Raw genomic sequence first — 25,938 nt, 5'->3', positions numbered from 1 at the left:
AATTTTGATCTAAGTGCCCCGCCCCACAAGGCCGAAGACGATCATGTCTCCGAGCATGATTTGAGCTTCGCCGATTTGCGACTCACCGTCGAGGGAGAAAAAATCGCTAGAGAATCAATTTTGTCGCTCTTTTCGACGGCCCGAGCAAAAGGATCGTCGGCTGTGGCCGAAATGCTCCAGAAACCGTTTAGTCGTCGAGCATCCGCGTGACCATTTCCAAGCAATCGCGCGACAGCCGCGGCGCCGAGGCCACCCTTTTCAGCGACGCCTTGGCGAGGTTCTTTCGCTTGGTCTCAAGCGCCCGATAGCTGCGGAACGCAGCCAGCATGCGTGCGGCGACCTGCGGATTGAGCGGGTCGATTTCGAGCACCTTGTCAGCCAGGAATTCATAGCCCGCTCCATCGGGACGGTTGAACTGCAGCGGATTGCTTGAAGCGAACGTACCGATGAGCGCGCGCACCTTATTCGGCGTCGTGATCTTGAAGAGCGGATGCTGACAGAGCGCCTTCACTTCATCGAGCGTTTGCTCTCGCGGGGACTGCGCCTGCGCGGCAAACCACATGTCGATGACGAGATGATCGTCTTTCCAGCGCTCGAAGAAATTATTGAGGACGCTTTCGCGTCCAGGAGCATTCACACCCGCGATGAGAAACATCGCATGGCACGCATCAGTCATGTTCGTGGCTTTGCGATAGTGCGCTTCGAGCCGCGCGAAGTCTTCCTCGGTCTCGCGCGTTGTCAGCAGCGTCAGGGCGGCATTACGCAGGGCGCGCCGGCCGGCGTTCTTGGCATCGGGTGAGAATTTCTTCTCGCGCGATGCGCCTGCGTAGATCGTTCCGAGATCGCTCGCCAGCCTCTCGCCGATCGTGCGGGCGAATGCACGGTGCTCGCCGAAGATCGCCGCGTGGTCGACCTTCGTCGCCTTCTCACGCGCAACGTCGGCAACCGACGGCAACTTCAGAAGCTCGGCCTTGTACGCATCGTCGAGACCGGAGTCGCGCAGCGCATAGCCCAATGCGTCGGTAAGTTTCGCGGCTTTCGATGCGGCGAGCGACTTCGGCCGTTTCGCGTCGAGCAGAGCCAGGATGCTTCGCGTCGCGTAGGCGTTGCTCGCCTGCCAGCGATTGAAGAGGTCGCTGTCATGGTGCATCAGAAACGCTAGGTCCTGATCGGTGAGCGGCATGTTGATCACGACGGGCGCAGAGAAGCCCCTGAGCAGCGACGGCACCGGCCGCGAACCGACGCCCTTGAACGTGAACGTCGTCGCGCGTTCGGTGACGGCCATGACGCCGTCGCGGATCTTGACGCCGCCCTCGACGTCGAGATCCATCTCTTTGCCGTTCTCGCCAAGCAGCGCCATGCTGATCGGAATGAAGTAGGGCTGCTTCTTGGCTTTGCCCGGCGACGGCTTCAGAACCTGATGAACTGTCAGCTCCGCCGACTTCTTCCGCTTGTCGTAGGTCAGGTTGCAGACCAGTTCGGGCGTGCCTGCCTGCGAATACCAGCGATGGAATTGCGAGAAATCCTGCCCGCTCACGTCAGCGAAGCAGGCAACGAAATCCTCGATGGTGACGGCCTGGCCGTCGTGACGCTCGAAATAGAGATCCATCCCGGCGCGAAATTTCTCAGGCCCGAGCGTCGTCTCGATCATGCGGACGACTTCCGCGCCTTTTTCGTAAACGGTCGGCGTATAGAAGTTGTTGATCTCGACGTAGCTTTCAGGGCGCACCGGATGGGCGAGGGGGCCTTGGTCTTCCGGAAACTGCAGCGCCTTCAGTTGCCGCACGTCGGCGATGCGCTGCACGGTGGCACTGCGCTGGTCGGCTGAGAATTCCTGGTCTCGGAAGACCGTCAGGCCTTCTTTCAGGCAAAGCTGAAACCAGTCGCGGCAGGTGATGCGGTTTCCGGTCCAGTTATGGAAATATTCGTGCGCAACGACGCTCTCGATCGATTCATAGTTTGCGTCGGTCGCAGTCTCGGGCGACGCCAGAATGAGCCGGTCGTTGAAGATATTGAGGCCTTTGTTCTCCATCGCCCCCATATTGAAGTCGGAAACGGCGACGATGTTGAACACGTCGAGATCGTATTCGCGGCCAAAGCGTTTTTCGTCCCACCGCATGGCGCGCTTCAACGATTCCATCGCCCAGTGCGCCCGCTCTTCCTTCCCATGCTCGACATAGATGCGAAGGTCGACCTCGCGGCCGGACTGGGTCTTGAACGTTGACGCTATGGACGACAGATCGCCGCCGACGACGGCAAAAAGATAGGACGGCTTGGGATGCGGATCGTCCCATACGGCATAATGGCGCTCGCCGCCGAGCAGCGTGCCGCGCTCAACCGGATTGCCGTTGGCGAGCAGAACCGGCGCCGTCGCCACATCGGCTTCGAGCCGCACGGTGTATTTGGCGAGCACATCCGGCCGGTCGAGAAAATATGTGATGCGTCGGAAGCCCTGAGCCTCGCACTGCGAGCAGTAGACCCCGCGCGAGAGATAGATGCCCTGCAGCGCCGTGTTGGCCTTGGGATTGATCGTCGTCACGATTTCGAGCGTGAAGGGCTCTTTCGGCGGCGACAGGATCGTCAGGCTGGCGTCACCGACGCGATAGGAGGACGGCTTCAGCTTCTTGCCGTCCAACGTGATGCTCTCGAGCGTCAACAGTTCGCCGTCGAGCTTCAGGGGCACCTTGCCGGTCGTCGCCGAAGCGGGATTGCGCCGGATTTCGAGTTTCGACGCGACGCGCGTTTTCGTCGGCGCGAGCGCGATGTCGAGATGGACGGTGTCGATCAGAAATTCCGGAGGGCGGTAATCCGCAAGAAGGACTGGTTTGGGATTTTCTGCTTTCATGGCACCCCGCTGCGAACGTCATAGGCGCTTTCGGGGAAAGTTCCAAGCGTTCCGCCGACCGGCAACCGCAAAGCTTCTATCCTAATCGGTGCCGGAAATCATCGTAACCAAACGACCGCAGGACATGAATTGTTCCGTCCTCGTTGAGAACCGCGAGATCGGGCAGAGGCACGCCGTTGAACGTGTTATTCTTCACAAAGGAATATTGCATCATATCGGTAAAGATGATGCGATCGCCCACTTTCAACGGCGCGTCGAATGAGTATTCGCCGATGATGTCTCCGGTCATGCATGTCTTGCCGCCCAGGATATAACCGTGCGGTTTTCGGCCGGGTTCCGCCGCGCCGATAACATGTGGCGTATAAGGCACCTCTAGAACATCCGGCATATGCGTCGAGGCCGAGGCATCGAGAATAGCGATGTCCTTGCCGTTGTGGTGTAGCCCCAGAACGGAGCCGACAAGGTATCCCGTATCGACGACGAGACCGGCGCCAGGCTCCAGAACAACGTCCACATTGAACTCTGTTTTGAATGCCTTGATTGCGGCGATCAGCTTCGAAATGTCGTAGCCGGGTTTGTTGATGAAGTGGCCGCCGCCAAAGTTCACGACCTTGACGCGCCGGACATAGTCGCCAAACGCCCGCGCGACGTGCTCGATGAGCCCGACCGATCCCTCGTGGTCCGACTCGCACAGCGAATGCGTATGCAGGATGTCAACGTCGTCCCACGGCACGCTGTCGAGCATCTCGCGCGTCGCACCGAACCGCGAGAAGGGCGCACACGGGTCGTAAAGCGCACCGCCAAGCGTGGCGTTCGAATAGCCCGGATTGATGCGGATGCCGATTTTGAGACCAGGCACCTCGCGGATCACGGCGAGATTGTCGATGATCTGCTGCGGCGAGTTGAAATAGATGTGCTGGGCGAGCTTCGTCAGGCGCGCAACCTCGCCCGGCGCGTAGGCCGGAGAGTAGACGTGCACTTCCTTGCCGAACTCGTCGTGACCAAGGCGCGCCTCGTACTCGCCGCTTGCCGTCGTGCCATCCAGCACCTCGCGCATGATCGGAAAGGCGGCCGGCAGCGCAAACGCTTTTGTCGCCAGCAGGATCTTGCAGCCCGCCTCGCGCTTGACCTCTGCGGCCCGCGCCAGATTGCGCTTCAACGCCGCCACGTCGAGCACATACGACGGCGTCGCGATGGACTGCGCCCAGTCGAAAGACTGCAGGTTCAATTTGGAAAGGTCGGACACGTCGAGCCACCGATCAAACAGGAAAAGAGCGCTTTACGGCGCCACGCGAACAAGTCCGGCAGTCGTGCCGGGCCATTTGTAGACGAAGGTAAGATACGCAAGCGACACGTATATGGCCCCGAATGCCACGCCGCCAAGAAGGACCGCCGCCTCGTAGAGCGTCAGGCCATGCAGCCAAGGCGGCTGAGCATTACCGAACCCGGTGATCTCGCTGGCATGTGTCGCGAGCTTCGACCATGCGCGCTCGGTGCCGACAAGAAGGTCGTTCAAGCCCCACGTCAGCGCGCCCATGAAGGCCAAGCCGAACGTGAGCATCGTGAACGCCAGAAGTCGCAGCGAAATGGGCGCCTCGCGAAGAAAGAGCCACAACCCGGCAATGTAAGCCGAGATCATTCCGAAACTCACCGAAAAGACCGACACGACAATGCCGGTCAATTCGTTTCTGATCGAAAGGATCTCGGCTTCGCTCATCAGGTCTCGACCGCGAACAGCTTCTTCTGGTCGGATTTGTCGATTTCCTTGGCGTGCCAGGGCAGGCCCTGTTCGGCGAGCTCATCAAGAAACGGCTCCGGCGGAAGCTGCTCGACGTTGAACACGCCCTGGCCCTTCCAGATGCCCTTGAACATCATGATCGCGCCGGTGACGGCCGGAACGCCCGTCGTGTAGGACACGGCCTGCGAGCCGACTTCTTTGTTCGTCTCGGCATGATCGCAGACGTTCCAGATCATGTAGCGCTTCTTCTTGCCCTTCTTCTCGCCTTTGAGGACGACGCCGATCGACGTCTTGCCGGTATAATTTTCGGCCAGCGAGGAAGGGGCCGGCAGCACCGACTTCAAAAACTCCATCGGGACGACGGGCGTGCCTTTGTAGTCGACAGGATCGATGCGCGTCATGCCGACGTTCTGGAGCACTTCAAGGTGCTTGATGTAATTATCAGAGAACGTCATCCAGAACCGGATTTGCTTGAGGCCCTTGATGTTCTCGACCAGGCTTTCTTCTTCCTCGTGATAGATGAGGTAGGATTTGACAGGCCCGACTTCCGGATAATCGATCATGGTCGAGATCGACAGCGGATCGATCTCAATCCACTCGCCATCTTTCCAATACTTGCCGCGCTGCGTCACTTCCCGGAGATTGATCTCAGGGTTGAAGTTCGTCGCGAAGGCTTTGCCGTGGCTGCCAGCGTTGCAGTCGATGATGTCGATCGTGTGAATCTCGTCGAACAGGTTCTCCTGCGCATAGGCGCAGAAAACGTTCGTGACGCCGGGATCGAAGCCACACCCGAGCACGGCCATTAGGCCCTTCTCTTTGAACTTTTCATGATACGGCCACTGGTATTTGTACGTGAACTTGGCTTCCTCACGCGGCTCGTAGTTGGCCGTGTCCATGTAATTGACGCCCGCTTCGAGGCAGGCATCCATGATCGCCAGATCCTGATAGGGCAGCGCCATGTTGATGACGAGGTCGGGCTTGATCTCGTTCAGGAGCTTGACCGTATCCGCGACGATATCTGCGTCGAGCTGATAGATCTCGATCGGCGTCTTGCACTCGGCCTGGACCTTCTTGCAGCTTTCGAGACGGCGAGACGCGAGATGGATCTTCTTGAAGACGTCGCGGTTCATCGCGCATTTCTTCGCGACGACCGAGCCCGCAGCGCCTGCCCCGATGATGAGTACGTTGTCCAACGACCGCTCCCAAAGTTGAAAGGCCGGTCATACCGGCTTGCGTAGCGCGCAAAGTCGCGCTGGGGGCCGGAAATAGGGCAGGCGCACAATTAATTCAATACGTTCCGTCGTTTGCCGCCGACAACGACGTCGAAGTCGATACAATTCCTGCAAAAAGAGAATTATGACAGTTTCTTGCCAAGCCGTTTACCGCGGTCCGGATCGCTGGCCACCACCGGCTGTGGAAGCCCGTTCCTTAATCCGGAAGCCGCCCAAGCTCGTAGATGGGGCAGACCGAACGCTGCTCCTCCGGCGGCCACCCGTATTGTCCAAGATTGAGGTCGGCCGCCTCAAAGCGGCGCAGGATCACAAGCCGAGCCGGAGCAAGATCCTCTTCCTTGAGCCAATTGCCATGCGAAATGAAAAGTTTGGCGGCCGGTGCCAGGCAACGCCCGATATTGGCGAAGAACAAGCTCCGCTGCGCTTCGTTGCAATGATTGAGCACCGAGAACGCGATAGCGTGGTCGAACATCCGGTCGATGCTCTTCAGCTCGAAATTCGCCAGCGCGACGACCGTCGGCCGCTTTTCTTCAAGCCCGTTCTCGGCAATCAGGCGGCGGGCGGCCTCGACGAACGACAGATTGTAATCGAAGCCGTAGTAATGTCCGGCATTGAGGTAGCGAATGAAATGGACGCCCGCGCGCAGCGGACCACAGCCGATGTCGAGCAGATTGGAAGACGTCTGCAAGCCACCCGCCCGAAGTAGCTCAAGCTGGAAGCGCCCGCGCGCATCCCATCCTTCGCTTCCCCCGCCGAGATGCTGTTTGTATTCGCCCCGTGCGATGGCGTTCCCGTCAAGCACGAGGTCCGTATACTTGCCGGCTGCAGCACCCTTGACCTTCGACAGGCTTTTCAAGGCGCCGCGAAGCGTAATTACCCCCATCGGGTCATCCTGCTCCACTGACATACCGTGTTGGATTGGCTTACGGCATGCGAGTGCAGCGAACAGCTATCCGTGAGGCATAGGCTATCTTGCTGATCTCGGGAGCGAAATTGGTATTCTGTCGCGGTGGGCGGGACCGCGTGTCGCCTGATGATCGCCTCGTTTCTGACATTTCGATCAAGTCTCTGACGGGCAGCAAATCATCGGAGGACTGATGGTCGCGTGGAGCAATCCGCTCATCGCACGGGGGTTGATGTACTTTGGCGCAATGCGGTTCCATACATCGGGTGACGCACGCCTTCAGCCGCTGAGTTTTCGTGTGAAGAAGAAGGATGTGGCGGTATTCGTCGGAGACGGCGCTCTTGAAGCCCGCCTTGATCGGATCGACGTGCACCGCCCGATTGACCGCATCTTCGTCATGGGATGCGGCCGCTCCGGTACGTGGTTGTTGACGGGGCTCATGTCGACGTTCAAGGACACATGCGTCGTCGCCAAGGAAGTTCCGGTCGAGCTGTTCGCGCAGCTGACAACGACCGGGCGGACGCTCGTTCTGAAGCGCAACAACGTCTCGTTTGAACGCCTGTCGCAGATCCCTGCGCGCATCAAAATTGCCTACGCAGTCCGGCATCCCTTCGATGTTCTGACGAGCCACAATCCAACGAGCACGCACGTTTATCATATCGACGTCGCACGATGGCTCGGCGAAATGTCGGCGCTGCGGGCAGCACTCGACGATGGCAGACAAAACTTTTGCATCGTCCGTTACGAAGACTTGGCGACCGACGCCGCGGGTGTTCAGAAAAAGCTTGCCGATGAACTCGGACTTGAAGTCGGAACGCCAGCCAGCGAGCTTGCCTCAGTCTTCAAGCCATCCGGCAAGGCTGAATCTGCAATGCACGGATTGCGCGGCATCGATACCAGATCACTGAACAAATACAGAAACGATCCCAACCGTATCGCCTATCTGAAATCGATCAGGCCGCAACTCGGCGAAACGCTCGACTGGGTCGCTACCCGTTTCAGCTACGACACGGCGTTGCCGTGAGCGCCATGCTCATTTCTTTTTCTTGACGTCGATCCAGATGAAGCCCGTTCGGTTCGGCATTTCGACTTTCGGAAGCGTCTCCGCATTGATCTCTTGGCTTTCGCCGATGACCTTGTTTGCTGCCAGCAGATAAGCGGTGATCGCATACGTGTTGTCAGCGGAGAGGGAGCCCGGCGCCGCTGGCGGCATGCTGCGCGAAATGAAATCGAAGATCGTCGTCGCGAACGGCCAATAAGCGCCGATGGTTTTGTTTGGATCATCGCGCGTCGGTGGCGTCGGATCGCCGATAAGATCCTCGGCGGTCGCGCCTTCGCCGTGCGCGCCATGACAACGCGCGCACTTTTCGACGTAAAGCGCACGACCTTCCTTGGCCGTCCCGTGCCCCGAAGGAAGTCCACGTCCGTCTGGGAAAATTGTTTGATTCCAGGTCGCGACGTCGGCACTTGTCATTGGCTTGCCGAGATGCGGCGCCAGAGCTTTGGCGCCGTCTGCGGCCCACGCCGCACCGAACGGTGCTGCGACGGCGAGCACGACGACGATATGTCTAAGCATAGACATGCGTAATCTCGCCATCCTCGTCGACAGCCCAGCTGACGATCGCATTGTAGTGAAAATATCCGTCTCGCCCGCGCTCCTTTACCAGGACATCGCGCTCAGGCTGAACGTAGCCTGTCTCATCCGTTGCGCGGCTCTTGAGGATCGCGGGCTTGCCGTCCCACGCCCAGGGAGCGCGAAACCGCGTGAAGCAATGCGCCATGACCGGCTCTTGCAGATGCGCCTCAGCCCACGTCTTGCCGCCGTCGGCGGAAACCTCGACTTTCGCTATTCTGCCGCGACCGCTCCAGGCTAACCCTCGAATTTCATAAATGTTCGGGCCATACATCTTCTGCCCCGGCGATGGTGACGTGATGAGCGACTTTGCGTCCATGACGAACGTGAACATCCGCGCTTTGCCGGATGGCAGCAGTTCCGTGTATTTCGCCGTTTCATTGCGCGTCATTGCCGGTTGATCTGTGACGTGCAACCGCCGCAGCCATTTGACGTTCGTAATGCCTTCCCAACCCGGCACGATCAGGCGCAGCGGATAACCGTTCTCTGGGCGCAGCCGCTCGCCGTTTTGGTAAAGGCCGAGCATGGCATCGTCGGCAAGTTTTGACAGCGGCAGGCTGACATTCAACAATCCGGCGTCCGCGCCTTCCGCTATCACCCACGACTCGGTCGCGTCGACGCCCGCTTCATCAAGTAAGATCGACAATGGCACGCCGGTCCATTCCGAGCATGAAACGAGGCCGTGGAATGCACCTACCGGGCGTTGGATCGGTTCCGAGTGCCAACCGGCGTTGCTGTTGCCGCCGCATTCGATGAAGAGAAAGCGCGACTGCATCGGATAGCGCAGGAGATCCTCGACCGTGAATTCCAGCGGCTTACCGACAAGGCCATGAATGACGAGCCGATGCAGCGCCGGGTCGATATCTGGAACGCCGTCATGGTGGCGTTCGAAATGCAGTCCGCTCGGTGTCACGATGCCTGCGAGATCCTCCAGCGGCGTCCACGAAACGCCATCGCCCGCGGGCGTGCGATTGCCGCCGATATTGCGAATGACATACTTTTCGTATCTCGAAGGCAGGCCATACGTTGTGAACGGTCCGCCGGTATGGTGCAGCCAAGGCGGATCGGCGGGATCGGGCGGCACTGCATTCTTCGTCTCGGCGGCCGACAGTGAACTTGCTGCTTGCGCCGAAGCCAGAACGATGCCGCCTTTGAGCAAAAGGCGGCGATCTAGAAGACCACCGCCCGCAACAGGCTTCAAATCAGTTTCTGTGAGCTTGCCGGCCACGCGGCCGTCCCGCGGGTTGTGAGCGTCAGGACTGGCTGGGCGTCGAATGACCGCTGAACTGCGTGCCTTCCGAATCCTCGGCTTTGACGTCCATTTGGTCGGACGGGTTGCCTTTATAAGTGAAGCGGAAGTTTGGGTCTTCGCTGATAGAGATGCCGCCTTCCATCGAAAAGATCAGCTTGCCACCTGTCGTCACCGACAGCTTGTCGATAAAGCGCGCCGGCGGATACGCATGCGTGATCTGATCCATTGCCATGCCGGACGTATTGGGATGCTTGAGCATCACCTGCGCGACCTCGCTGCCGTCCTCTTTGCCGGCCGCCGTCTTGACGCGCATCTTACCCATCTCCTTGGCGGCCTCTTCGGGGTCCTTGCTCGCGGGTGCCGAGCAGCCGCCTGATGCCTTCACGAAGACGGTCGTCATATAGAGTTTGTTGTCGGTCGTTTCCGCGATAGCGCGAACGTCCGAGTACTGGTCGATGCGCACACGCGTCGCGAGCATACGCTCGCCTGTTCCTGCCGCGTCGCCATAGTTGAACGTTGCGACGACCGGAGACGGATTCTGATCGATGACCAGGGTCAGCGACTTCACGTTGGCGGCGAACGGCGCCGGCATGCGTATCGTGATGGGGACGGTTGCCGCATCCTCGGCGCGCTTGGGAGCCTCAAGCGTAATTTTTCCTGCACCATCCAGAATTTCGCGCGGGCCGAACGCATCCTTGCGAATGTCTGTCCATGCGCCTGGGTTGTTAACAGTGGGGCTTCCATCATCGGCGGCGAGAGCGCTGACGCCCATCGCGGCGATCAAAATCGCGGATCCCAAAAGTCCGCTCGCAATTTTCCGCATCGTTTCCTCGCTCGCCGCCTTTTGGCGGTCTTTCATGCGCACTGAATGGCGAATTCGGAATGAAATACTACATCAACCCAGAAGGCCGGGCCATCTTTTTCGCGAAAACCTGTTGCATCGCACACTTGGGGATACGCCTAACTGCCTCCATTCGTTACTAATTAGGTCGAGAGGAGGCCGCGTCAAGCGACGGCCGTCCGGTTAAGCCAAGCGCGCCAGCCGCCGAAATTCGTGATGTCCTCGGCGCCGACAGTGGCGTGGCTCTCGCACAGGAAGCCTTTGACGCGCCGCCCGTCTTCGAGCACCAGCGTTCCGATGCCCAGCGGCGCCGGGATCAACGCTACAAACGATCCGAAGGCGGCATCATCCATTTCCCAGATCTCGACCTCGATCGCGCCCGGCCCGGTGCCTTCGTAAACGAGTCCCGGCTTGGGCGGCGTCGTTCCGGGCAAGGCATAGAGCCGATAACCGGCAGCAGTTCGCGACGTCTCGCGGAAGATGGCGTCCCGCTCGGTCAGCTGGCTGTTGAGCGGCTGCCCGCTGAGATGAGCGCCGACGACGGCGACCTGCACCGTCTTTTTCTTGGCCGGCCGAACCGCGACCCGCATCGTATCGCCCAATGCTGCGTCAGTGGCGCCGAGCTTGGCATCGAGCAGTGCTCGGTGCACGGCATCGCCGATCGTCGCAAGCTTGCCGTCGGCAAACGCCCGGCCGATGAGGGTCACGCCGAACGGAATGCCGTCCTCGCGGAATCCGGCCGGAACCGCGAGCGCCGAAAGATCAAGAAGATTGACGAAGTTCGTATAGGCCCCGAGGTTCGAATTGAGCCGGATCGGATCGGCAAGCATGTCGGCGATCTTGTACGTCGTGCCGGCCGTGGGCAGGACCATGACGTCCATGCGCTTCCATTCGGCGTCCGCAGCGCGACGAAGCTCGGCGAGGCGATACATGCTCTCGAAGGTTTGCAGCGCGGTCTTGGCTTTGCCGCCGCGAACAATATCGGCGACCACCGGATTAAGGTCGTGTTCGGCCAGATCTTCGGTGGCGAACAAACGTTCCGCGACCCACGGTCCGTCATAGAGCATCGCCGCCGTGTCGCGAAATGGCGTGTAGTTGAAGGGCGTGATTTCGACGCCCAGGCCCGCGAGACGGTCGATCGTATGGAGATAGAGCCGGCGGTATTCGCTGTCCTCGAAGAACGAAAGCGGCGAATTCGGTACGCCGACCTTCAAAGGTCGCCCGACACTCTCGACCGTGAACGGCGGCGCATCGGCGCGCGAGAAGCAATCGTCCTTGTCGAACCCAATGGCGGTCTCAGCAACCCTCGCGGCGTCCGCAACAGTCAGGGCGAAGATCGAAACCACGTCCTGGCTTTTGCATGCAGGCACGACGCCACGCGTCGAGATCAGGCCTTTCGTCGGCTTCAGTCCGACGATGTTGTTGAAGGCAGCCGGCACACGTCCCGATCCGGCCGTGTCCGTGCCGAGCGAGAACGACACGAGGCCACCTGCAACGACGACCGCCGAGCCGGAACTCGATCCTCCGGAAATATACGCAGGGTCGAACACGCTCGCCGGGATGCCATAGGGCGAGCGCGTCCCGTTGAGGCCCGTCGCGAACTGATCGAGATTGGTCTTGCCGATCAAAATCGCACCGGCGGCTTCGAGCCTCTGGACGACGGTCGCCGATCGCTCCGGTGTGTACGCAAAGGCCGGGCAGGCGCACGTTGTCGGAAGTCCGGCGACGTCGATGTTGTCCTTGACGGCGAACGGGATGCCGTAGAGCGGTCCTTGGGTGATACGCCGTGCTCGATCCTTTGCCGCTTCCTTATCGACCAGCGTGATCCAGTCGGGCTGCACACCTTTGGCCTGAATGCGCGCGTAAATCTCGTCAATGACGGCTTCTGGCGTAATCTTCTTCGCTTCATAGAGCGCGGTCAGATTGCCGATATCGAGCGATAAAGTCACGCCGTCGCCTCCGCCTGCAATTCTTTCAAGATGACGAGTGTCTGTCCGAGCGAAACCGGCCGACCTTCGGCGCATCGAACCTCATGAACGACGCCGCTGGTCGGCGCAGGAACGGCCATTTCCATCTTCATCGACTCGACGATAATCAATGTCTCGCCTTCGGAAACCGTGGTTCCCGGTTCGACAAGGACTTTCCAGACACTCCCCGGCACAGGACTTTCTACCGCAGTCGCCCCCGGCGGCAACGCGGCATCGGCGTCATGGTCCTCGAAGGTGTCGGCCGAGCTAGCCGCCCCTTCCTGGTCGCTCTGTTGCCAGCGCGCCCGCTCCGCTTCGAAAGCCGCCTGCTGCCGCGCTTTGAAAGCCGCAATCGTCTCGGCGTTTTCGGCGGCGAACGCCTGATAGTCCTTCAGGCTGAACGTCGAAGGTTCGATTTTGACGTCCACTTGACCTTCGAGAAACCTGTCGCGGAAGGCCAGAAGCTCTTCGCCGGAAACTGGATAGAACCGAATCTGGTCGAAGAAGCGCAACAGCCACGGCGAACCGGCCTCGAAAGCATTCGTCGTCCGGTAGGTATTCCAGACTTGGCACGTCCGCCCGAAGAGCTGATAGCCGCCCGGTCCCTCCATGCCGTAGATACACATGTACGCGCCGCCGATGCCGACGACGTTGTCCGGCGTCCACGTCCGGGCCGGATTGTACTTCGTGGTCACGAGGCGATGGCGCGGATCGAACGGCGTCGCCACCGGCGCGCCGAGATAGACGTCGCCAAGGCCGAGCACGACATACGTCGCGTCGAAGATGATGCGAAGAACATCTTCGATGGAATCGAGGCCGTTGATCCGCCGGATGAACTCGATGTTCGACGGGCACCACGGCGCATCCGGCCGAACGCCCTGCATGTACTTATCAATTGTCTTCTGCACCGCCGGGTCATTCCAAGACAGCGGCAGATGAACGATGCGCGACGGCACCTCGACATCGCTCAGATCGCCAAGCGTGTCTTCGATGGCCGAGAGCTCCGCCAGCAAATCTTCCAGCGGCAACGTCGTACCGTCGTAATGGATCTGCAGCGAACGGATGCCGGGAGTCAGATCGAGAATGCCGGCAAGCTTGCGCCGTTCGAGCGCCGTCATCAGAGCGTGTGCGCGGAACCGCAGCGTGAAGTCGAGAATGATCGGCCCGTATTCGACGAGCATGTAGGCGTCGCCGGCACGGCGATAGACGACGCGCGGGTTGTCGCCCGACGCTTCACGGCTACCGATCACGCAATCGTCGGCGCCCCACTTCCCGTTCGGAAACGAGGGCGCGGCGATCGACTTCAGCGACGCGACTTCCGCCGCTTGCTTTGCCAGCCGAGCTGCCGCGGCTGCGGGCGTCAATCGCACGAAGCGGACTTTATCGCCAGGGCGCAATTGCCCCATCTTCCAAAGTTCCGCCTGCACGATCGTCACTGGACAGACGAAACCGCCGAGTGACGGACCGTCGGGGCCGAGGATCACTGGCATGTCGCCCGTAAAGTCGACCGCACCGATGGCGTAGGCATTGTCGTGAATGTTGCTCGGATGCAGTCCCGCTTCGCCGCCGTCGGTCCGCGCCCACACGGGCTTTGGTCCGATCAGGCGAATGCCGGTCGGATTGGAATTGTAATGGACTTCCCAATCTGCCGTGAAAAACGTGTCGATGTACTCCGGCGCGAAGAAGTCCGGCGCGCCGTGCGGTCCATAGAGAACGCCGATCTCCCAGGTATGGGTCAGCGGCGGCTGGAGGTCAGCAGAAAGGCCGGGCACCGGCGCTTGGTTCGCCTCCGTGCCGACATGCAGCACGTCCCCGGTCATCAGCACGCGGCCGCCGTGGCCACCGAATTTGCCTAGCGTGAATGTCGATTTGCTGCCAAGATAGCTCGGAACATCGATGCCGCTGCGAACGCCGATATAAGCGCGCACGCCAGGACCTTTAACGCCGCCGACTTTCAGAACTTGCCCAGCCTTGACGGCGAACGGCTGCCAATAAGCTACCGGCTCGCCATCGAGCGTTGCGGCCAGCTCGGCGCCGCCCAGGCAAACGGTCGTATCGGTATTGAAGCGCAGCGTCGGGCCGGAAAGCGTGGTCTCGATCGTCGCCGCGCTCTCATCGTTGCCGAGCAGGCGATTGATGAGACGATGCGACAGCGGGTCCATCGGCCCCGAAGGCGGTACGCCAACGGCCCAATAGCCGACGCGTCCCGGCCAATCCTGGATCGTCGTCTGAGTGCCGGGGGAGAGAACCTCGATCGTCTCCCCATTGTAGACGAATGTCTGCAGCGTGCGCGTCAGCATCTGACCGGTGCCGAACACCTCCGAGCGCGACAGCTGACGCAGATAATCGAGGTTGGTTTCAAGCCCGCCGATGCGCGTCGCATCGAGCGAAGTCTGTAATCGAGATAGCGCGTCTTCGCGCGATGCGCCCTTGACGATGATCTTGGCGATCATCGGATCGTAAAACGGAGAGACTTCTGATCCGCTCTGCACCCACGTTTCGATGCGTGTCTCAGGCGGCCAGGTGACCTCCGTCAGACGGCCCGAACTCGGACGGAAATCGCGGCCAGGATCTTCGGCATAAAGGCGAACCTGAATCGACGCACCATTTGGAGAAAGCGTCGTTTGCGCCGGAAGCTGCAACTCGTTCGCCGCTTGCCGCACCATCCACTCCACGAGATCGACGCCGAAGACTTCTTCGGTCACGCCATGCTCGACCTGAAGCCGCGTGTTGACTTCTAGAAAATAGAATTCGTTTGTCTCAGCGTCGTAGAGATATTCGACCGTTCCGGCGCTTTCGTAATTCACCGACTGGCACAGACGCCGCGCCGTGTCCCAAAGCGCCGTGCGCGTTGCCTCCGGCAGGTTGGGAGCAGGCGTCTCTTCGATGACTTTCTGATTGCGCCGTTGTGCCGAGCAATCGCGCTCGCCGAGCGAGACGACGTTACCCTTGCCATCGCCGAAGATCTGCACTTCGATGTGCCGCCCGCGCGCCACATACTTCTCCAGGAAGATGCCAGCGTCCTTGAAGTTGTTACGAGCGAGACGCTCGACGCGCTCAAACATCGGCGCAATCTCGTCGGCGGACGAGACGAGCTGCAAGCCGATGCCACCGCCGCCCGCCGTGCTCTTGATCATCACCGGATAGCCGATGCGCTGGGCTTCGCTTTTCGCATGCTCGACATCGCGAATAAGCCCTGAGCCCGGTGCCAGCGGCACGTTCGCTTCGAGCGCCAGCTCGCGCGCTTTGTGCTTCAGGCCGAAGGCGCGCATGTGCTGCGCCTTCGGACCGATGAATGCGATGCCGGCTTTTTCGCAGGCTTCCGCAAAGTCGGGATTTTCCGACAAGAAGCCGTAGCCCGGATGGATGGCCTCGGCGCCCGTCTTCTTCGCGGCATCGAGAATGACGTCATACTTCAGATAGCTTTCGGCCGCAGGCGAGGGGCCGATGGCGACGGCCTCTCCCGCTTGCATGACGTGCATCGAATGACGATCCGCTTCCGAATAGACGGCGACACTCGCGATGCCCATCCGGTCGAGCGTACGGATGATGCGGCAGGCAATCGCGCCGCGATTGGCGATCAGAACTTTCCGAAACATCTGCGTTACGCCCCCTTCGCCCAGACGAGCACTTCAATCGGCGTCGGATTGTAGGCGTTGCACGGATTGTTGAGCTGCGGGCAGTTCGAGATCAGCACGATGACGTTCATGTGCGCCGTCATCTCGACATACTTGCCGGGCGCCGACAGCCCGTCTTCGAACGTCAGACCGCCATCGGGCGTCACGGGAACGTTCATAAAGAAGTTGATGTTGTGGCCGATGTCGCGCTTCGAAAGTCCGTACTGCTCGTTCTCCGCGATCGCCAGCATGTAGCTGTCGCGGCAAGCATGCATCGACTTCTTTTCGAGCGCATAGCGGACTGTGTTGCTCTCGGTTGCGCACGCCCCGCCGAGTGTATCATGGCGGCCAACGGTATCGGCCGTGATCGTCAGCATCGGCCGGCAGAGGTCCGACAGCAGAACCGTTCCCGCCGTCAGATAGATGTTGCCCTGCTCACGGATCGTGTCCGACGCCGAGTAACGCTCGCCGGGATTGTCGGCATTGAAAAACAGTGTATCGGCGGCCTGGTTGCCTTCGAGATCGAGAATGCGAAACGTCTCACCCTCACGGACGACGTGCATCCAGTAATCGCCCGCCGGGACGATCCGCCGATAGATCGCGTCGGTATCGCGGAATGTGCTTTCTTTAATCATCAGTGTGCCTCCTCGCAGCAGCCGGCGAGAAAGATCCGGTTGTTCTCAAAACCGCGGCCGTTCTCGGGGCGCGAGAGGCACGCTGGATCATCCTCAGCGGCGGGCGGCCCTTCGAAAATTTCAAATCCCACGGCTTTGCGCGGATAGCTGTTGGCAGGATTGAACGGATGTGGGCAGGTGTGGAACAGCACCAGCGTTTCCATCTCGAAACGCAGCTCGACCTGCGAACCGGCCTTCGCCGCAGCGGAATCGAGCGACATCGCACCACTATCCGCGACGACGACTTTGCTGAACCAGTTGACGTTCGCCGCGAGATCGCGCCGCGTCAGGCCGTATTTCGCACCTTCGACGAGGAAACTGTCGTGGCCATTCTGCTGCCAGTCGTTGCGCGCGGCCTGATAGCTCTTCTCGCCCCACTTGCGCGTGACGGTGGCCTTCGTCGTGTTGCCCGAGACCGTGTCGTGCCAGCCAAACGTGTCGCTGACGATCGAGCAAAAGATGCGCCCCATGTCGGAGTAGAGGCAATGACCCGTCGTCAACTTGAACGTGTGCTGACATTTGAGCGTATCGGGCGCGTTGTAGCGCTCCAGAAGGTTTTGCGGATTGTAGAACAGCATGCCGATATTGGCGCCGCCTTCGACGTCTGTCAGCCGCAGCCGCATATTGCGCCGCATAAGCAGCGACCAGTGCTTACCGCCCGGTAGCGTATCGGTGTAGATCAGGTTTCCCATCGTCGACTCCCAACGCAAGAGCACTCCACTCTTTGCGTGCCGGTCCGGGCCGTCCCGGGTTGGTCATAGCCGCCAGGGTCGTCCCTGGCGGAGGCATGTCGTCTTACGAACGCGACTCCGAATGCCCGCCATCCGCCGGAATGGCGGGCGACCCCGCGATTTTCGGCGGCCAAATATCGATGTCCTTGGTGATGGTCGCGCCCTGGGGCAACGCGACGCCGTTCATGCCCGGCGCGATGTCGGCCGACAGCCGCGCGCCATAGCGCTCGGCTTCTTCCGGACGGTCACGCGTACGTTCGAAGGCAATGATGCGCGTGCCGAGCGCGAAGGCCTCGCGCAAATCGTGCGTGACCATCACGACGGTCAGCTCCGATTCATTCCAGATGCGGCGCATCAGGACGTGGATGTCGGCGCGAATGCCGGGGTCGAGCGCCCCGAACGGCTCGTCGAGCAGCAGGATCTTCGGCCGACGCATCAGCGCCTGCGCGAGCGCCAAGCGTTGCTGCATACCGCCCGATAATGCCGCCGGATATTTCTTCTCGTTTCCCGAAAGCCCGACCGCCTTGAGCAACTCGCGAGCCTCTTCTTCAGCCTGCCTGCGCTTCGAACCGAACAGTCGGCCGAGGCCGCCGCTTTTCTCAAATTCCCGCCCGATGACGACATTGCCGAGTACTGTCAGGTGCGGGAACACCGAATAGCGCTGAAACACGACACCACGATCTGCGTCAGGCTCGGGCTTCAGAGGTTGGCCAGCGACCGTAATTTTTCCGCGCGTCGGCTTCTCTTCTCCGAGCAGCATGCGCAGAAACGTGGTCTTGCCGCAGCCCGACGGACCGACGAGCGCCACGAAGGCACGCGGCGCGATTCTGAGATCGATCTGTTCCAGAACGACGTGATCGCCGTATTCCTTCCAGACCTTATCGAAGACAATTGCGCTCATTGAGCCCTCGCTTGCGCAAACCACGGGAAAGCCTTCCGTTGCAGGATGCGCAAACCAAGATCCATCAGGAAGGCGAGGAGGGTGATCCACGCGACATACGGCAGGATCACATCCATCGAGAGATAGCGGCGCACGAGGAAGATGCGATAGCCAAGGCCGGCATCCGCTGCGATCGCTTCCGCCGCGATCAGGAACAGCCACGCTGGTCCAATCTCGAAACGGACGGAATCAAGCAGACGTGGCAGCGTCTGCGGCAGGATCACACGCAGCGCGATCTGCATGCTCGACGCGCCAAGCGTCTGCGCCTTGATGAGCTGTTCGCGCGGAATGTCTTCGACGCGCAAGGCGATGTCGCGGATCAGCTTCAGCGACGTACCGACGACGATGAGCGTAATCTTCGAAGCTTCGCCAAGGCCCATGATGATAAAGAGAATAGGCAACAAGGCGAGCGGCGGCACCATCGATAAGACGGCAATGACCGGCCCGAACGTTGCGCCGGCGACCGGCAGCAAGCCGAGCACGATGCCGAGAACCAGCGCTATGATCGTTGAGATCGCAAGACCCGTAACGAGCCGCGTCAAACTTGCGGTCGTGTCTTCCCATAGAAGATAGTCGCCGGTGCGCGCATCGGGCTTCAGCGCATAGTCATCGATGGCCTGGCCCATTTTCGAGAAGCTCGGCAGCAGCTTGTCGTTCGGGTTTTCCGCCAGTCGGATGCCTGATCCGATCATGTAGGCCAGAATTAGAAGTGCAAATGGCAGGAGGGCAAGCGCAAGCCGCCACGTTCTGTCAGGACGATAGTTTATGGCGCGCATGCATCCGCCTTCCTGCGATTATTGTGGGATGAAAAGTGTGCGAGCCTAGAGCTTGCCGTCTTCCGCTTCTTTCATGAACGATGCGTCGTAGCGGAACTTCACGTTCCCCTTGTCGCCGAAGACGGTCTTGTCAGGAAATTCGACGCCGATCGCGCCGGCCGACTTCGCGTCCTTGCCGAGCAGAGCCTTCTCGAACAGGAAGTTCGAAACCAGTTCCGTCGTCTTCTTGAGTTGCTCTCCCGTCGTGAAGGCCACGGCGTCCTTCGGTTCTGAGAACAGCATCGTCGTGGCAAGCTGCTCATCGAAGCCCTTGAGATCGGTGCCTGAAGCTTTTGCCATCGCTTCTTTCGCCGTGGTTCCGTCCTTCATCGCGGCCAGCGTCTCGTACCAGATGCCGACGAGCGCCTTCGCGAATTTCGGATTGTCCTTCAGGACATTCGTGTTCACGACCATCAGGTCGATGATCTCGCCGGGGATCTGCGAGCTGTCGAACACCTTGTGCGCGTCAGGCGATTCCAGGATCGTCGAGACGATCGGCTTCCACGTCACGACCGCCGTCACGTCGGGCGTCTTGTAAGCTGCTGCCATATCGGCGTCGGACGTGTTGACGACCTTCAGATCCTTCTCGGCGAGCCCGACGGTCGGCAGTGCACGGGCCAGCAGATAATGCGAAACCGAGAACTCGACGAGATTGACGTTCTGTCCCTTGATGTCGGCGAGCTTGTCCTTGTTCTTCAGGATGATCGCGTCGTTGCCGTTCGAGAAGTCACCCACGATCACGGCCGTCGTATCGACGCCGCCTGCGGCCGGAATGGAAAGAGCGTCCATGTTCGTAACGGTCACGGCATCGAAAGAGCCGGCCGTGTATTGGTTGATCGATTCAACGTAGTCGTTGAACTGCTTCACTTCGATGTTGATGCCGTACTTGTCGGCCCACTTCTTCACGATGCCAGAATCGGCCGCGTATCCCCACGGCATCCAGCCGACATAAATCGACCAGGCGACCTTGAAGTCTTTTTTCTCGGCGGCGTTGGCCGGCGATAGGGCAAACCCCATCACGGCCGCGGCGCCAAACACAGCTTTCAGAATTTTCGTGACGGAATAGCGCATTGCTGACCCCTGTCCTTGTGCTGATCACTCAAATCAGACCGCAAGGGCACCGGTTCAGGAAGCGGGCGGGGATCCTCGAATACGCGTGGAAAATGCGCACAGAGGGAGGCCTGTCCGTTCGAGAGCCGAAGCAACTCGCGGTGTAGGTCTCCCGGGCTTTTATCCCGCCGTGGCTCCGCCGCGCTGCTCGCGAGGCGGGAGAGCCTCTCTCGGACCTGACGCTTGGGAAAGCCGGAACCCTAGAGGCGTTATGCACTGCTGAGGTGCACAAGCTGTGCCAGTTCATATTCGTCGAAAATACGTGATTTTATCGAGGTGTTGCGCGGAACTCTGCTAGTGACTTGAGCACGGCGCCTACTGCGTGGGCATCCCGTCGGCGATCGGTGATTATCTTGTAACGTCATGCTGGCTGGCGGCGAGAAGGCTGCGCAGCATGGCAACGAGACGCGACGCCGGTCCGGCGCCGCCGCACTGCAGGCTGATGCGAGCGCCTTCGAACAGCAGGAAGACTTCGTCTGCGAGCCGTTCCGGCTCCCGATAGCGTGCAGCGCGGAAAACTTCGACGAGCCGGTCATGCTTCCGCCGCTTGTAGGCTTCGATCACCCCGCGTGCCGGATGTCCGGGATCGAGCTCCACTGCGGCGTTCGCGAGCGCACACCCACGCTCACTCTTGTTGGATAGAACGTCTTCGACGTGATCGATCCACGCGGTGAGCTTTTGTTCGGGCGTACCAAGGCCTTCGCCTAGCAGGCGGTCCAAGATTTCGACATTTTCTCCCGCCAGCTGCTCGACGTAGGCGACGATAAGCTCGTCCTTCGAACGAAAGTGCCGGTAAAGCGTCATTTTGTTCGTAAGGGCGGTCTCGGCGATGGCTTCGACGCCTACGATGTGCACGCCGAACCGATAGAAAAGCTCACGTGCCGCAAGCAAAATTCGCTCGCGCGGCGGCTTCCCGGCAAGGATCGCGCTAATTTCAGAGCGCAACTCGCTGAAATTGCGCACGTCCTTGTCCAGCGTGGTTCCCATCGCCCTCTTGACGAAAAAGTTAGCCGTCGTTAGCTGTGTTACCGATCGGTAACTGCGTCGGGGACTCGCTAACACGACTCCCTGGACCTGTCATTCGGTTGTTCAGCGCTTGCGCTCCATGGGGTGGGGTCCGAGTAAATTATATTGGTGAGCCCGCCCGTGTGCGTGACACCGTAGAATCTGACGTTCAATGCCACGAGTTTACCGAAGCGCTCGGCTGATGCATTGACGCAAAATTTCGTGATGGAGAAAGACAGCGTGTTCCAACGATCCGCTCCCATCGTCGCGGCTCTGCTCTTTCTTTCCGCAGCCATATCGGGGTGCAGCGAGGAGAAGTCCGTAGCTCAGACGGCGCCGCCTCCGCCGCCGCAGGTCACCGTCGCTAAGCCGGTCAAAAAGGTCGTGACCGACTACGACGAATACGTCGGCCGCTTCGTCGCGCTCGATTATGTCGAGGTGCGCGCTCGCGTCTCCGGTTATCTCGACAAGATCCATTTCACCGACGGCCAGATGGTCAAAGTCGGCGATCCGCTCTTTACGATTGACCGTCGGCCCTTCCAGGCGGCGCTCGATCAGGCCCAAGCGTCCATCGCGCAAGGAAAAGCCAACTTGGCATTCGCCGAGGCCGATCTCGAGCGCGGCAAAAATCTGCCCGTCGGAACCGTCATCACGCAGCAGACGCTCGATCAGCGGGTGCAGGCCGAACGCGTCGCGCAAGCCAACGTGACGGCCGCCGAAGCCTCGACGCGTCAAGCGTCGCTGGATCTTGAGTTCACCGAGCTGACTGCGCCGATCTCCGGTCGCATTGGCGATCGTCGCGTGTCCATCGGCAACCTCGTCACTGGTGGAACGAGCGGCAACACGACCTTGCTCGCGACCATCGTCTCCGTCGATCCGATCCGTTTCGAATTCACGATGGATGAGGCGTCTTACCTCCGCTATCTCGACGCCGCCTCGGTCAAGCGCGCCGACAGCGTCGATCGCGGCTTGAGCCTCGATGCGGACTTGAAGCTGATCAACGACAAGGATTTCGTGCATCACGGCCACATCGACTTCGTCGACAACGCCATCAACCCGTCGTCCGGCACGATCCGCGGCCGCGCCGTCTTCAAGAATGCCGATGGCCGCCTGACGCCGGGCATGTTTGGTCGCATCCGCATCGCTTCCCATCCGCCCGAAGAGGCGCTCCTCGTCCCCGACGATGCCATCGGCACCGAGCAGGTTCGCAAGTTTGTGTTGGCCGTCGACAAGAACAACGTCGCGAAGCCCAAATACGTGACCCTCGGTCCGGTGATTGATGGCTTGCGTGTCATTACGGCCGGACTGACCGCCGACGACACGATCATCGTCAACGGACTGATGCGCGTGCGGCCTGGTTCGAAGGTGACGCCCCAACAGGCGACGGCTGACGCTTCGAACCCGAAGGACCAAATGGTCCGGACCAACTAGAGAACGGACCGTTCCATGCGTCTTTCGCACTTCTTTATCGACCGGCCCATCTTTGCGGCCGTCGTTTCGATCGTTTTCGTGATCATCGGCGCGGTGTCCGTCAGCCGCCTGCCGATCGCGCAGTATCCGGAAATTGCACCGCCCGTCGTCAACGTGACGGGGCAATACCCGGGCGCCAGCGCCGAAATCGTTGCGGCCACGGTCGCGACACCGCTCGAACAGCAGATCAACGGCGTCGAGCACATGCTGTTTATTTCGTCGAACTCGACGAATGACGGCCGTTTCTCGATTTCGATCACGTTCGATATCGGCACGAACCTCGATATCGCGCAGGTTCAGGTCCAGAACCGCGTGCAGATTGCGCTTCCGCGTCTGCCGGCAGACGTGCGCAACATCGGCGTGACGGTCGCCAAGGCGTCTCCCGACCTGATGATGGTCGTGCATTTGCTGTCTCCGGACAACTCGCGCGATACGCTCTTCATTTCGAACTACGCCAACGTCAACGTCATCGACCAGTTGACCCGAATTCAAGGCGTCGGTTCCGTGACGGTTTTCGGCGGCCGCGATTATTCGATGCGCGTCTGGCTCGATCCCGACAGGCTGCAGTCGCTCGGCTTGACTGCCGACGACGTCGTGACGGCGCTCCGCGGCCAAAATGTTCAGGTTGCGGCGGGCGTGTTGAACCAGCCGCCGCTCCCGAACCCGGGAGCTTTCCAGATTACGGTGCAGACGCTCGGGCGTCTGATCGATCCGAAAGAATTCGGAAACATCATAGTCAAGCAGACATCGAATTCGGTTGTCCGCGTGAAGGATGTCGCGCGGGTAGAGCTTGCGGGTCTCGACTACGGTATCAACTCCTATCTCGATAAGCAGGCCGCTGTCGGTCTCGGCATCTTCCAGCTGCCCGGCTCGAACGCCATCGAGACGGCGAAGAAGATCAAAGACGAGATGGAGGAAATTTCAAAGAATTTCCCGCCGGGCCTCAAGTATACGATCGTCTATAATCCGACCGACTTTATTCAGCAGTCGGTCGATGCCGTCGTTCATACGATCCTCGAAGCCATCGTGCTCGTTGTGATCGTGGTCGTGCTGTTCCTGCAGACGTGGCGTGCGGCGATCATCCCGATTGTGGCGATCCCCATATCCCTTGTCGGTACATTCTTCCTCATGGCGCTGTTTGGCTTCTCGCTGAACAACCTGTCGCTGTTCGGTCTCGTGCTAGCCATTGGTATCGTCGTCGACGACGCAATCGTCGTCGTCGAGAACGTCGAACGCAACATGTCGAACGGGCTCAGTCCACGCGAAGCCGCGTATCGGACGATGGAAGAAGTCGGCACCGCGTTGATCGCCATCGCCCTGGTGCTGAGCGCTGTCTTCGTGCCGTCGGCGTTCATCACTGGCATCTCTGGCCAGTTCTATCGGCAGTTCGCGCTGACGATCGCGGGCGCGACCGTCATCTCGCTGATCGTGTCGTTGACACTCTCGCCCGCGCTTTGTGCCCTCCTGTTGAAGCCGCACGCCGAGCACGAACGCCACAGCATCATCACGTGGCCGATCCGAGCGTTCTTCAATGCGTTCAACTGGAGCTTCGAGAGGCTCTCGCACGGGTACGGCTGGCTCGCTAGCCGCGCCGTTCGCTTCGCGGTGATCATGCTCGTCATCTATGCGGGTCTTATCGCGTTTGGCCTGAACGAGTTCCGCAAGACGCCGGTCGGCTTCATTCCCGATCAGGACGGTGGCTACCTGATCACCGTTGTCCAGCTTCCTCCGGCCGCATCGCTCGAGCGTACTGACGCGGTGAACCGGCGGATCGTCGACATGGCGCTGAAGATTCCCGGCGTCGCCCATTGCGTCAGCCTCGTCGGCTTTTCCGGTGCGACACGCGTCAACGCGTCGAACACCGGCGCCGTCTTCGTGGTGCTGAAAGACTTCGCCGAGCGCGCCAAAGATCCCAAAATGTCGGCGGCGAATATCCGCACCGAACTGCTGAAGAAGTTTTCGGCGATTCAGGAAGGTCTCGTTCTGGTCGTTGCGCCGCCGCCTGTTCGCGGTCTCGGCAACGCTGGCGGCTTCCGTATGATGGTCGAAGATCGCAGCGGCGCGGGCTCGCAGGCATTGCAGCAGGCCGTCAATGCGATGATGGCCAAAGCTGCCCAGACACAGGGCGTCCGGCAGGTCTTCTCGCTGTTCGAGACGGCAACGCCGCAGCTCTATCTCAACATCGACCGCGTCAAGGCTGAGATGCTCGGCATCAATATTCCGGACGTCTTCTCGGCGTTGCAGACCTATCTGGGGTCGCTCTACGTCAACGACTTCAACATCCTGGGACGCACGTTCCGTGTCACTGCGCAGGCCGACGGAGCTTTCCGCCTGACCCCGCAGGATGCGCTGAACATCCGTGTCCGCAACAACAACGGCGATACGGTTCCGCTCGGATCGTTCGTGACTGTGAGTGACATTTCCGGTCCGTCGCGTGTTCCGCGCTACAACCTCTATCCGGCTGCCGAGCTCGATGGTTCGGCCGCGCCCGGCTATTCGCAAGGCCAGGCGATCAGCATCATGGAGAAGATGGCTGACGAAACACTGCCGCCCGGCTTCAGTTACGAATGGACCGATCTCGCCTTCCAGCAGATCCGTGCAGGCAATACGGCGGTGTTCGCTTTCGCGCTCGGCGTCGCGTTCGTGTTCCTGGTGCTGGCCGCGCAGTTCGAAAGCCTGACGCTGCCGCTGGCGGTCATCTTGATCGTGCCAATGAGCTTGATCGCGTCGATCTCCGGCGTCGTCATCCGCGGTATGGACAACAACATCCTCACCCAGGTCGGCTTCATCGTGCTCATAGGTTTGGCGGCAAAGAACGCGATTCTAATCGTGGAGTTTGCCGAGCAACTTGAGGGTCAGGGCAGAAACCGCTTCGAGGCGGCGACGGAAGCTGCACGGCTCCGAATGCGGCCGATCATCATGACGTCGCTCGCCTTCATTCTCGGCGTCGTTCCGCTCGTCTGGGCCGTCGGCGCCGGCGCCGAGTTGCGCCAGGCTCTCGGCACGGCGGTATTTTCGGGCATGATCGGCGTGACGTTCTTCGGCTTGATCTTCACGCCGGTGTTCTACGTCGTCTGTCGTTGGCTCTCTAGTTTGCGCCGCAGCCGGCCGGAGCAGAGCGAATCGCCCGCGCATCCGGCGGAATAAAAATCTCGGCCGGTTCC

General features: G+C 60.3%; 19 protein-coding genes and 1 riboswitch. Of the genes, 3 read left to right on the top strand and 16 right to left on the bottom strand.

Features of this window, described 5'->3' with window-relative positions:
• Window positions 1–187: 187 nt before the first annotated feature.
• From pepN to HYPMC_RS23245, 5 genes are all read right to left on the bottom strand, one after another.
• Entirely contained in the window at window positions 188–2,845 is a 2,658-nt protein-coding gene (pepN, locus tag HYPMC_RS10835) for an aminopeptidase N (protein WP_013947975.1), read from the bottom strand.
• 76 nt (window positions 2,846–2,921) lie between these two features.
• Entirely contained in the window at window positions 2,922–4,091 is a 1,170-nt protein-coding gene (gene nspC, locus HYPMC_RS10830) for a carboxynorspermidine decarboxylase (RefSeq protein ID WP_013947974.1), read from the bottom strand.
• A 33-nt stretch (window positions 4,092–4,124) separates the two neighbouring features.
• Window positions 4,125–4,562: a hypothetical protein gene (locus HYPMC_RS10825; protein WP_013947973.1), complete on the bottom strand. Its 438-nt coding sequence runs from the start codon at window positions 4,560–4,562 to the stop codon at window positions 4,125–4,127.
• A complete protein-coding gene (locus tag HYPMC_RS10820; protein ID WP_013947972.1) occupies window positions 4,562–5,776 on the bottom strand; it encodes a saccharopine dehydrogenase family protein in 1,215 nt (404 codons plus the stop codon). Before HYPMC_RS10820 ends, HYPMC_RS10825 begins: the two co-directional genes overlap by 1 nt.
• Window positions 5,777–6,011: 235 nt before the next feature.
• Window positions 6,012–6,698, bottom strand: a complete 687-nt coding sequence (locus HYPMC_RS23245; RefSeq protein ID WP_013947971.1) for a class I SAM-dependent methyltransferase — start codon at window positions 6,696–6,698, stop codon at window positions 6,012–6,014.
• 214 nt (window positions 6,699–6,912) lie between these two features.
• Between HYPMC_RS23245 and HYPMC_RS10810 the strand changes: the two genes are divergently transcribed.
• Window positions 6,913–7,743 carry a sulfotransferase gene (locus HYPMC_RS10810; RefSeq protein ID WP_013947970.1) on the top strand — a complete coding sequence of 277 codons (831 nt, stop codon included), beginning with the start codon at window positions 6,913–6,915 and terminating at the stop codon, window positions 7,741–7,743.
• Between the two features lie 9 nt (window positions 7,744–7,752).
• Here HYPMC_RS10810 and HYPMC_RS10805 read toward each other — a convergent pair whose 3' ends face one another.
• The 11 genes from HYPMC_RS10805 to HYPMC_RS10755 form a co-directional block, all read right to left on the bottom strand.
• Window positions 7,753–8,301, bottom strand: a complete 549-nt coding sequence (locus tag HYPMC_RS10805; RefSeq protein WP_013947969.1) for a c-type cytochrome — start codon at window positions 8,299–8,301, stop codon at window positions 7,753–7,755.
• Window positions 8,288–9,580, bottom strand: a complete 1,293-nt coding sequence (soxC, locus tag HYPMC_RS10800; RefSeq protein ID WP_013947968.1) for a sulfite dehydrogenase — start codon at window positions 9,578–9,580, stop codon at window positions 8,288–8,290. The genes HYPMC_RS10805 and soxC overlap by 14 nt, the downstream gene beginning before the upstream one ends.
• 25 nt (window positions 9,581–9,605) lie before the next feature.
• Entirely contained in the window at window positions 9,606–10,427 is an 822-nt protein-coding gene (locus tag HYPMC_RS10795) for a quinoprotein dehydrogenase-associated SoxYZ-like carrier (protein ID WP_024275909.1), read from the bottom strand.
• Between the two features lie 182 nt (window positions 10,428–10,609).
• On the bottom strand, window positions 10,610–12,394 hold the full coding sequence (atzF, locus tag HYPMC_RS10790; protein WP_013947965.1) for an allophanate hydrolase: 1,785 nt from the start codon (window positions 12,392–12,394) through the stop codon (window positions 10,610–10,612).
• The gene (gene uca / locus HYPMC_RS10785; protein ID WP_013947964.1) at window positions 12,391–16,011 is read right to left on the bottom strand and encodes an urea carboxylase; all 3,621 of its coding nucleotides are present in this window, start codon (window positions 16,009–16,011) and stop codon (window positions 12,391–12,393) included. The genes atzF and uca overlap by 4 nt, the downstream gene beginning before the upstream one ends.
• Before the next feature lie 5 nt (window positions 16,012–16,016).
• Window positions 16,017–16,664, bottom strand: coding sequence for an urea amidolyase associated protein UAAP2 (locus HYPMC_RS10780; protein ID WP_013947963.1), 648 nt, complete (start codon window positions 16,662–16,664; stop codon window positions 16,017–16,019).
• On the bottom strand, window positions 16,664–17,395 hold the full coding sequence (locus tag HYPMC_RS10775; RefSeq protein ID WP_013947962.1) for an urea amidolyase associated protein UAAP1: 732 nt from the start codon (window positions 17,393–17,395) through the stop codon (window positions 16,664–16,666). Before HYPMC_RS10775 ends, HYPMC_RS10780 begins: the two co-directional genes overlap by 1 nt.
• 103 nt (window positions 17,396–17,498) lie before the next feature.
• Window positions 17,499–18,335, bottom strand: a complete 837-nt coding sequence (locus HYPMC_RS10770) for an ABC transporter ATP-binding protein (protein WP_013947961.1) — start codon at window positions 18,333–18,335, stop codon at window positions 17,499–17,501.
• On the bottom strand, window positions 18,332–19,150 hold the full coding sequence (locus HYPMC_RS10765; RefSeq protein ID WP_013947960.1) for an ABC transporter permease: 819 nt from the start codon (window positions 19,148–19,150) through the stop codon (window positions 18,332–18,334). The genes HYPMC_RS10770 and HYPMC_RS10765 overlap by 4 nt, the downstream gene beginning before the upstream one ends.
• 45 nt (window positions 19,151–19,195) lie before the next feature.
• Window positions 19,196–20,206: a putative urea ABC transporter substrate-binding protein gene (locus tag HYPMC_RS10760; RefSeq protein ID WP_244421041.1), complete on the bottom strand. Its 1,011-nt coding sequence runs from the start codon at window positions 20,204–20,206 to the stop codon at window positions 19,196–19,198.
• Between the two features lie 200 nt (window positions 20,207–20,406).
• A riboswitch (guanidine-I (ykkC/yxkD leader) is annotated at window positions 20,407–20,514 on the bottom strand.
• Between the two features lie 133 nt (window positions 20,515–20,647).
• Window positions 20,648–21,286: a TetR/AcrR family transcriptional regulator gene (locus tag HYPMC_RS10755; protein ID WP_013947958.1), complete on the bottom strand. Its 639-nt coding sequence runs from the start codon at window positions 21,284–21,286 to the stop codon at window positions 20,648–20,650.
• Between the two features lie 258 nt (window positions 21,287–21,544).
• Here HYPMC_RS10755 and HYPMC_RS10750 point away from each other — a divergent pair, with 258 nt between their 5' ends.
• Together HYPMC_RS10750 and HYPMC_RS10745 are read left to right on the top strand one after the other, a co-directional pair.
• Entirely contained in the window at window positions 21,545–22,735 is a 1,191-nt protein-coding gene (locus tag HYPMC_RS10750) for an efflux RND transporter periplasmic adaptor subunit (RefSeq protein ID WP_013947957.1), read from the top strand.
• Window positions 22,736–22,750: 15 nt separating this feature from the next.
• Complete coding sequence (locus HYPMC_RS10745; protein ID WP_013947956.1) at window positions 22,751–25,921, top strand: efflux RND transporter permease subunit; 3,171 nt, start codon at window positions 22,751–22,753, stop codon at window positions 25,919–25,921.
• Window positions 25,922–25,938: the final 17 nt, after the last annotated feature.

This window comes from Hyphomicrobium sp. MC1, from assembly GCF_000253295.1.
Lineage (GTDB): Bacteria > Pseudomonadota > Alphaproteobacteria > Rhizobiales > Hyphomicrobiaceae > Hyphomicrobium_B.
The sequence above is the reverse complement of the archived record's forward strand: the minus strand, read 5'-3'. Positions and strand labels throughout refer to the sequence as shown.

Coding starts and splice junctions, on each gene's coding strand:
- HYPMC_RS10805 (WP_013947969.1), bottom strand. CDS start 8,301: ATGTCTATGCTTAGACATATCGTCGTCGTGCTCGCCGTCGCAGCACCG.
- pepN (WP_013947975.1), bottom strand. CDS start 2,845: ATGAAAGCAGAAAATCCCAAACCAGTCCTTCTTGCGGATTACCGCCCT.
- HYPMC_RS10765 (WP_013947960.1), bottom strand. CDS start 19,150: ATGCGCGCCATAAACTATCGTCCTGACAGAACGTGGCGGCTTGCGCTT.
- HYPMC_RS10745 (WP_013947956.1), top strand. CDS start 22,751: ATGCGTCTTTCGCACTTCTTTATCGACCGGCCCATCTTTGCGGCCGTC.
- HYPMC_RS10795 (WP_024275909.1), bottom strand. CDS start 10,427: ATGCGGAAAATTGCGAGCGGACTTTTGGGATCCGCGATTTTGATCGCC.
- HYPMC_RS10780 (WP_013947963.1), bottom strand. CDS start 16,664: ATGATTAAAGAAAGCACATTCCGCGATACCGACGCGATCTATCGGCGG.
- HYPMC_RS23245 (WP_013947971.1), bottom strand. CDS start 6,698: ATGGGGGTAATTACGCTTCGCGGCGCCTTGAAAAGCCTGTCGAAGGTC.
- uca (WP_013947964.1), bottom strand. CDS start 16,011: ATGTTTCGGAAAGTTCTGATCGCCAATCGCGGCGCGATTGCCTGCCGC.
- HYPMC_RS10825 (WP_013947973.1), bottom strand. CDS start 4,562: ATGAGCGAAGCCGAGATCCTTTCGATCAGAAACGAATTGACCGGCATT.
- HYPMC_RS10775 (WP_013947962.1), bottom strand. CDS start 17,395: ATGGGAAACCTGATCTACACCGATACGCTACCGGGCGGTAAGCACTGG.
- HYPMC_RS10755 (WP_013947958.1), bottom strand. CDS start 21,286: ATGGGAACCACGCTGGACAAGGACGTGCGCAATTTCAGCGAGTTGCGC.
- HYPMC_RS10760 (WP_244421041.1), bottom strand. CDS start 20,206: ATGGGGTTTGCCCTATCGCCGGCCAACGCCGCCGAGAAAAAAGACTTC.
- HYPMC_RS10810 (WP_013947970.1), top strand. CDS start 6,913: ATGGTCGCGTGGAGCAATCCGCTCATCGCACGGGGGTTGATGTACTTT.
- HYPMC_RS10770 (WP_013947961.1), bottom strand. CDS start 18,335: ATGAGCGCAATTGTCTTCGATAAGGTCTGGAAGGAATACGGCGATCAC.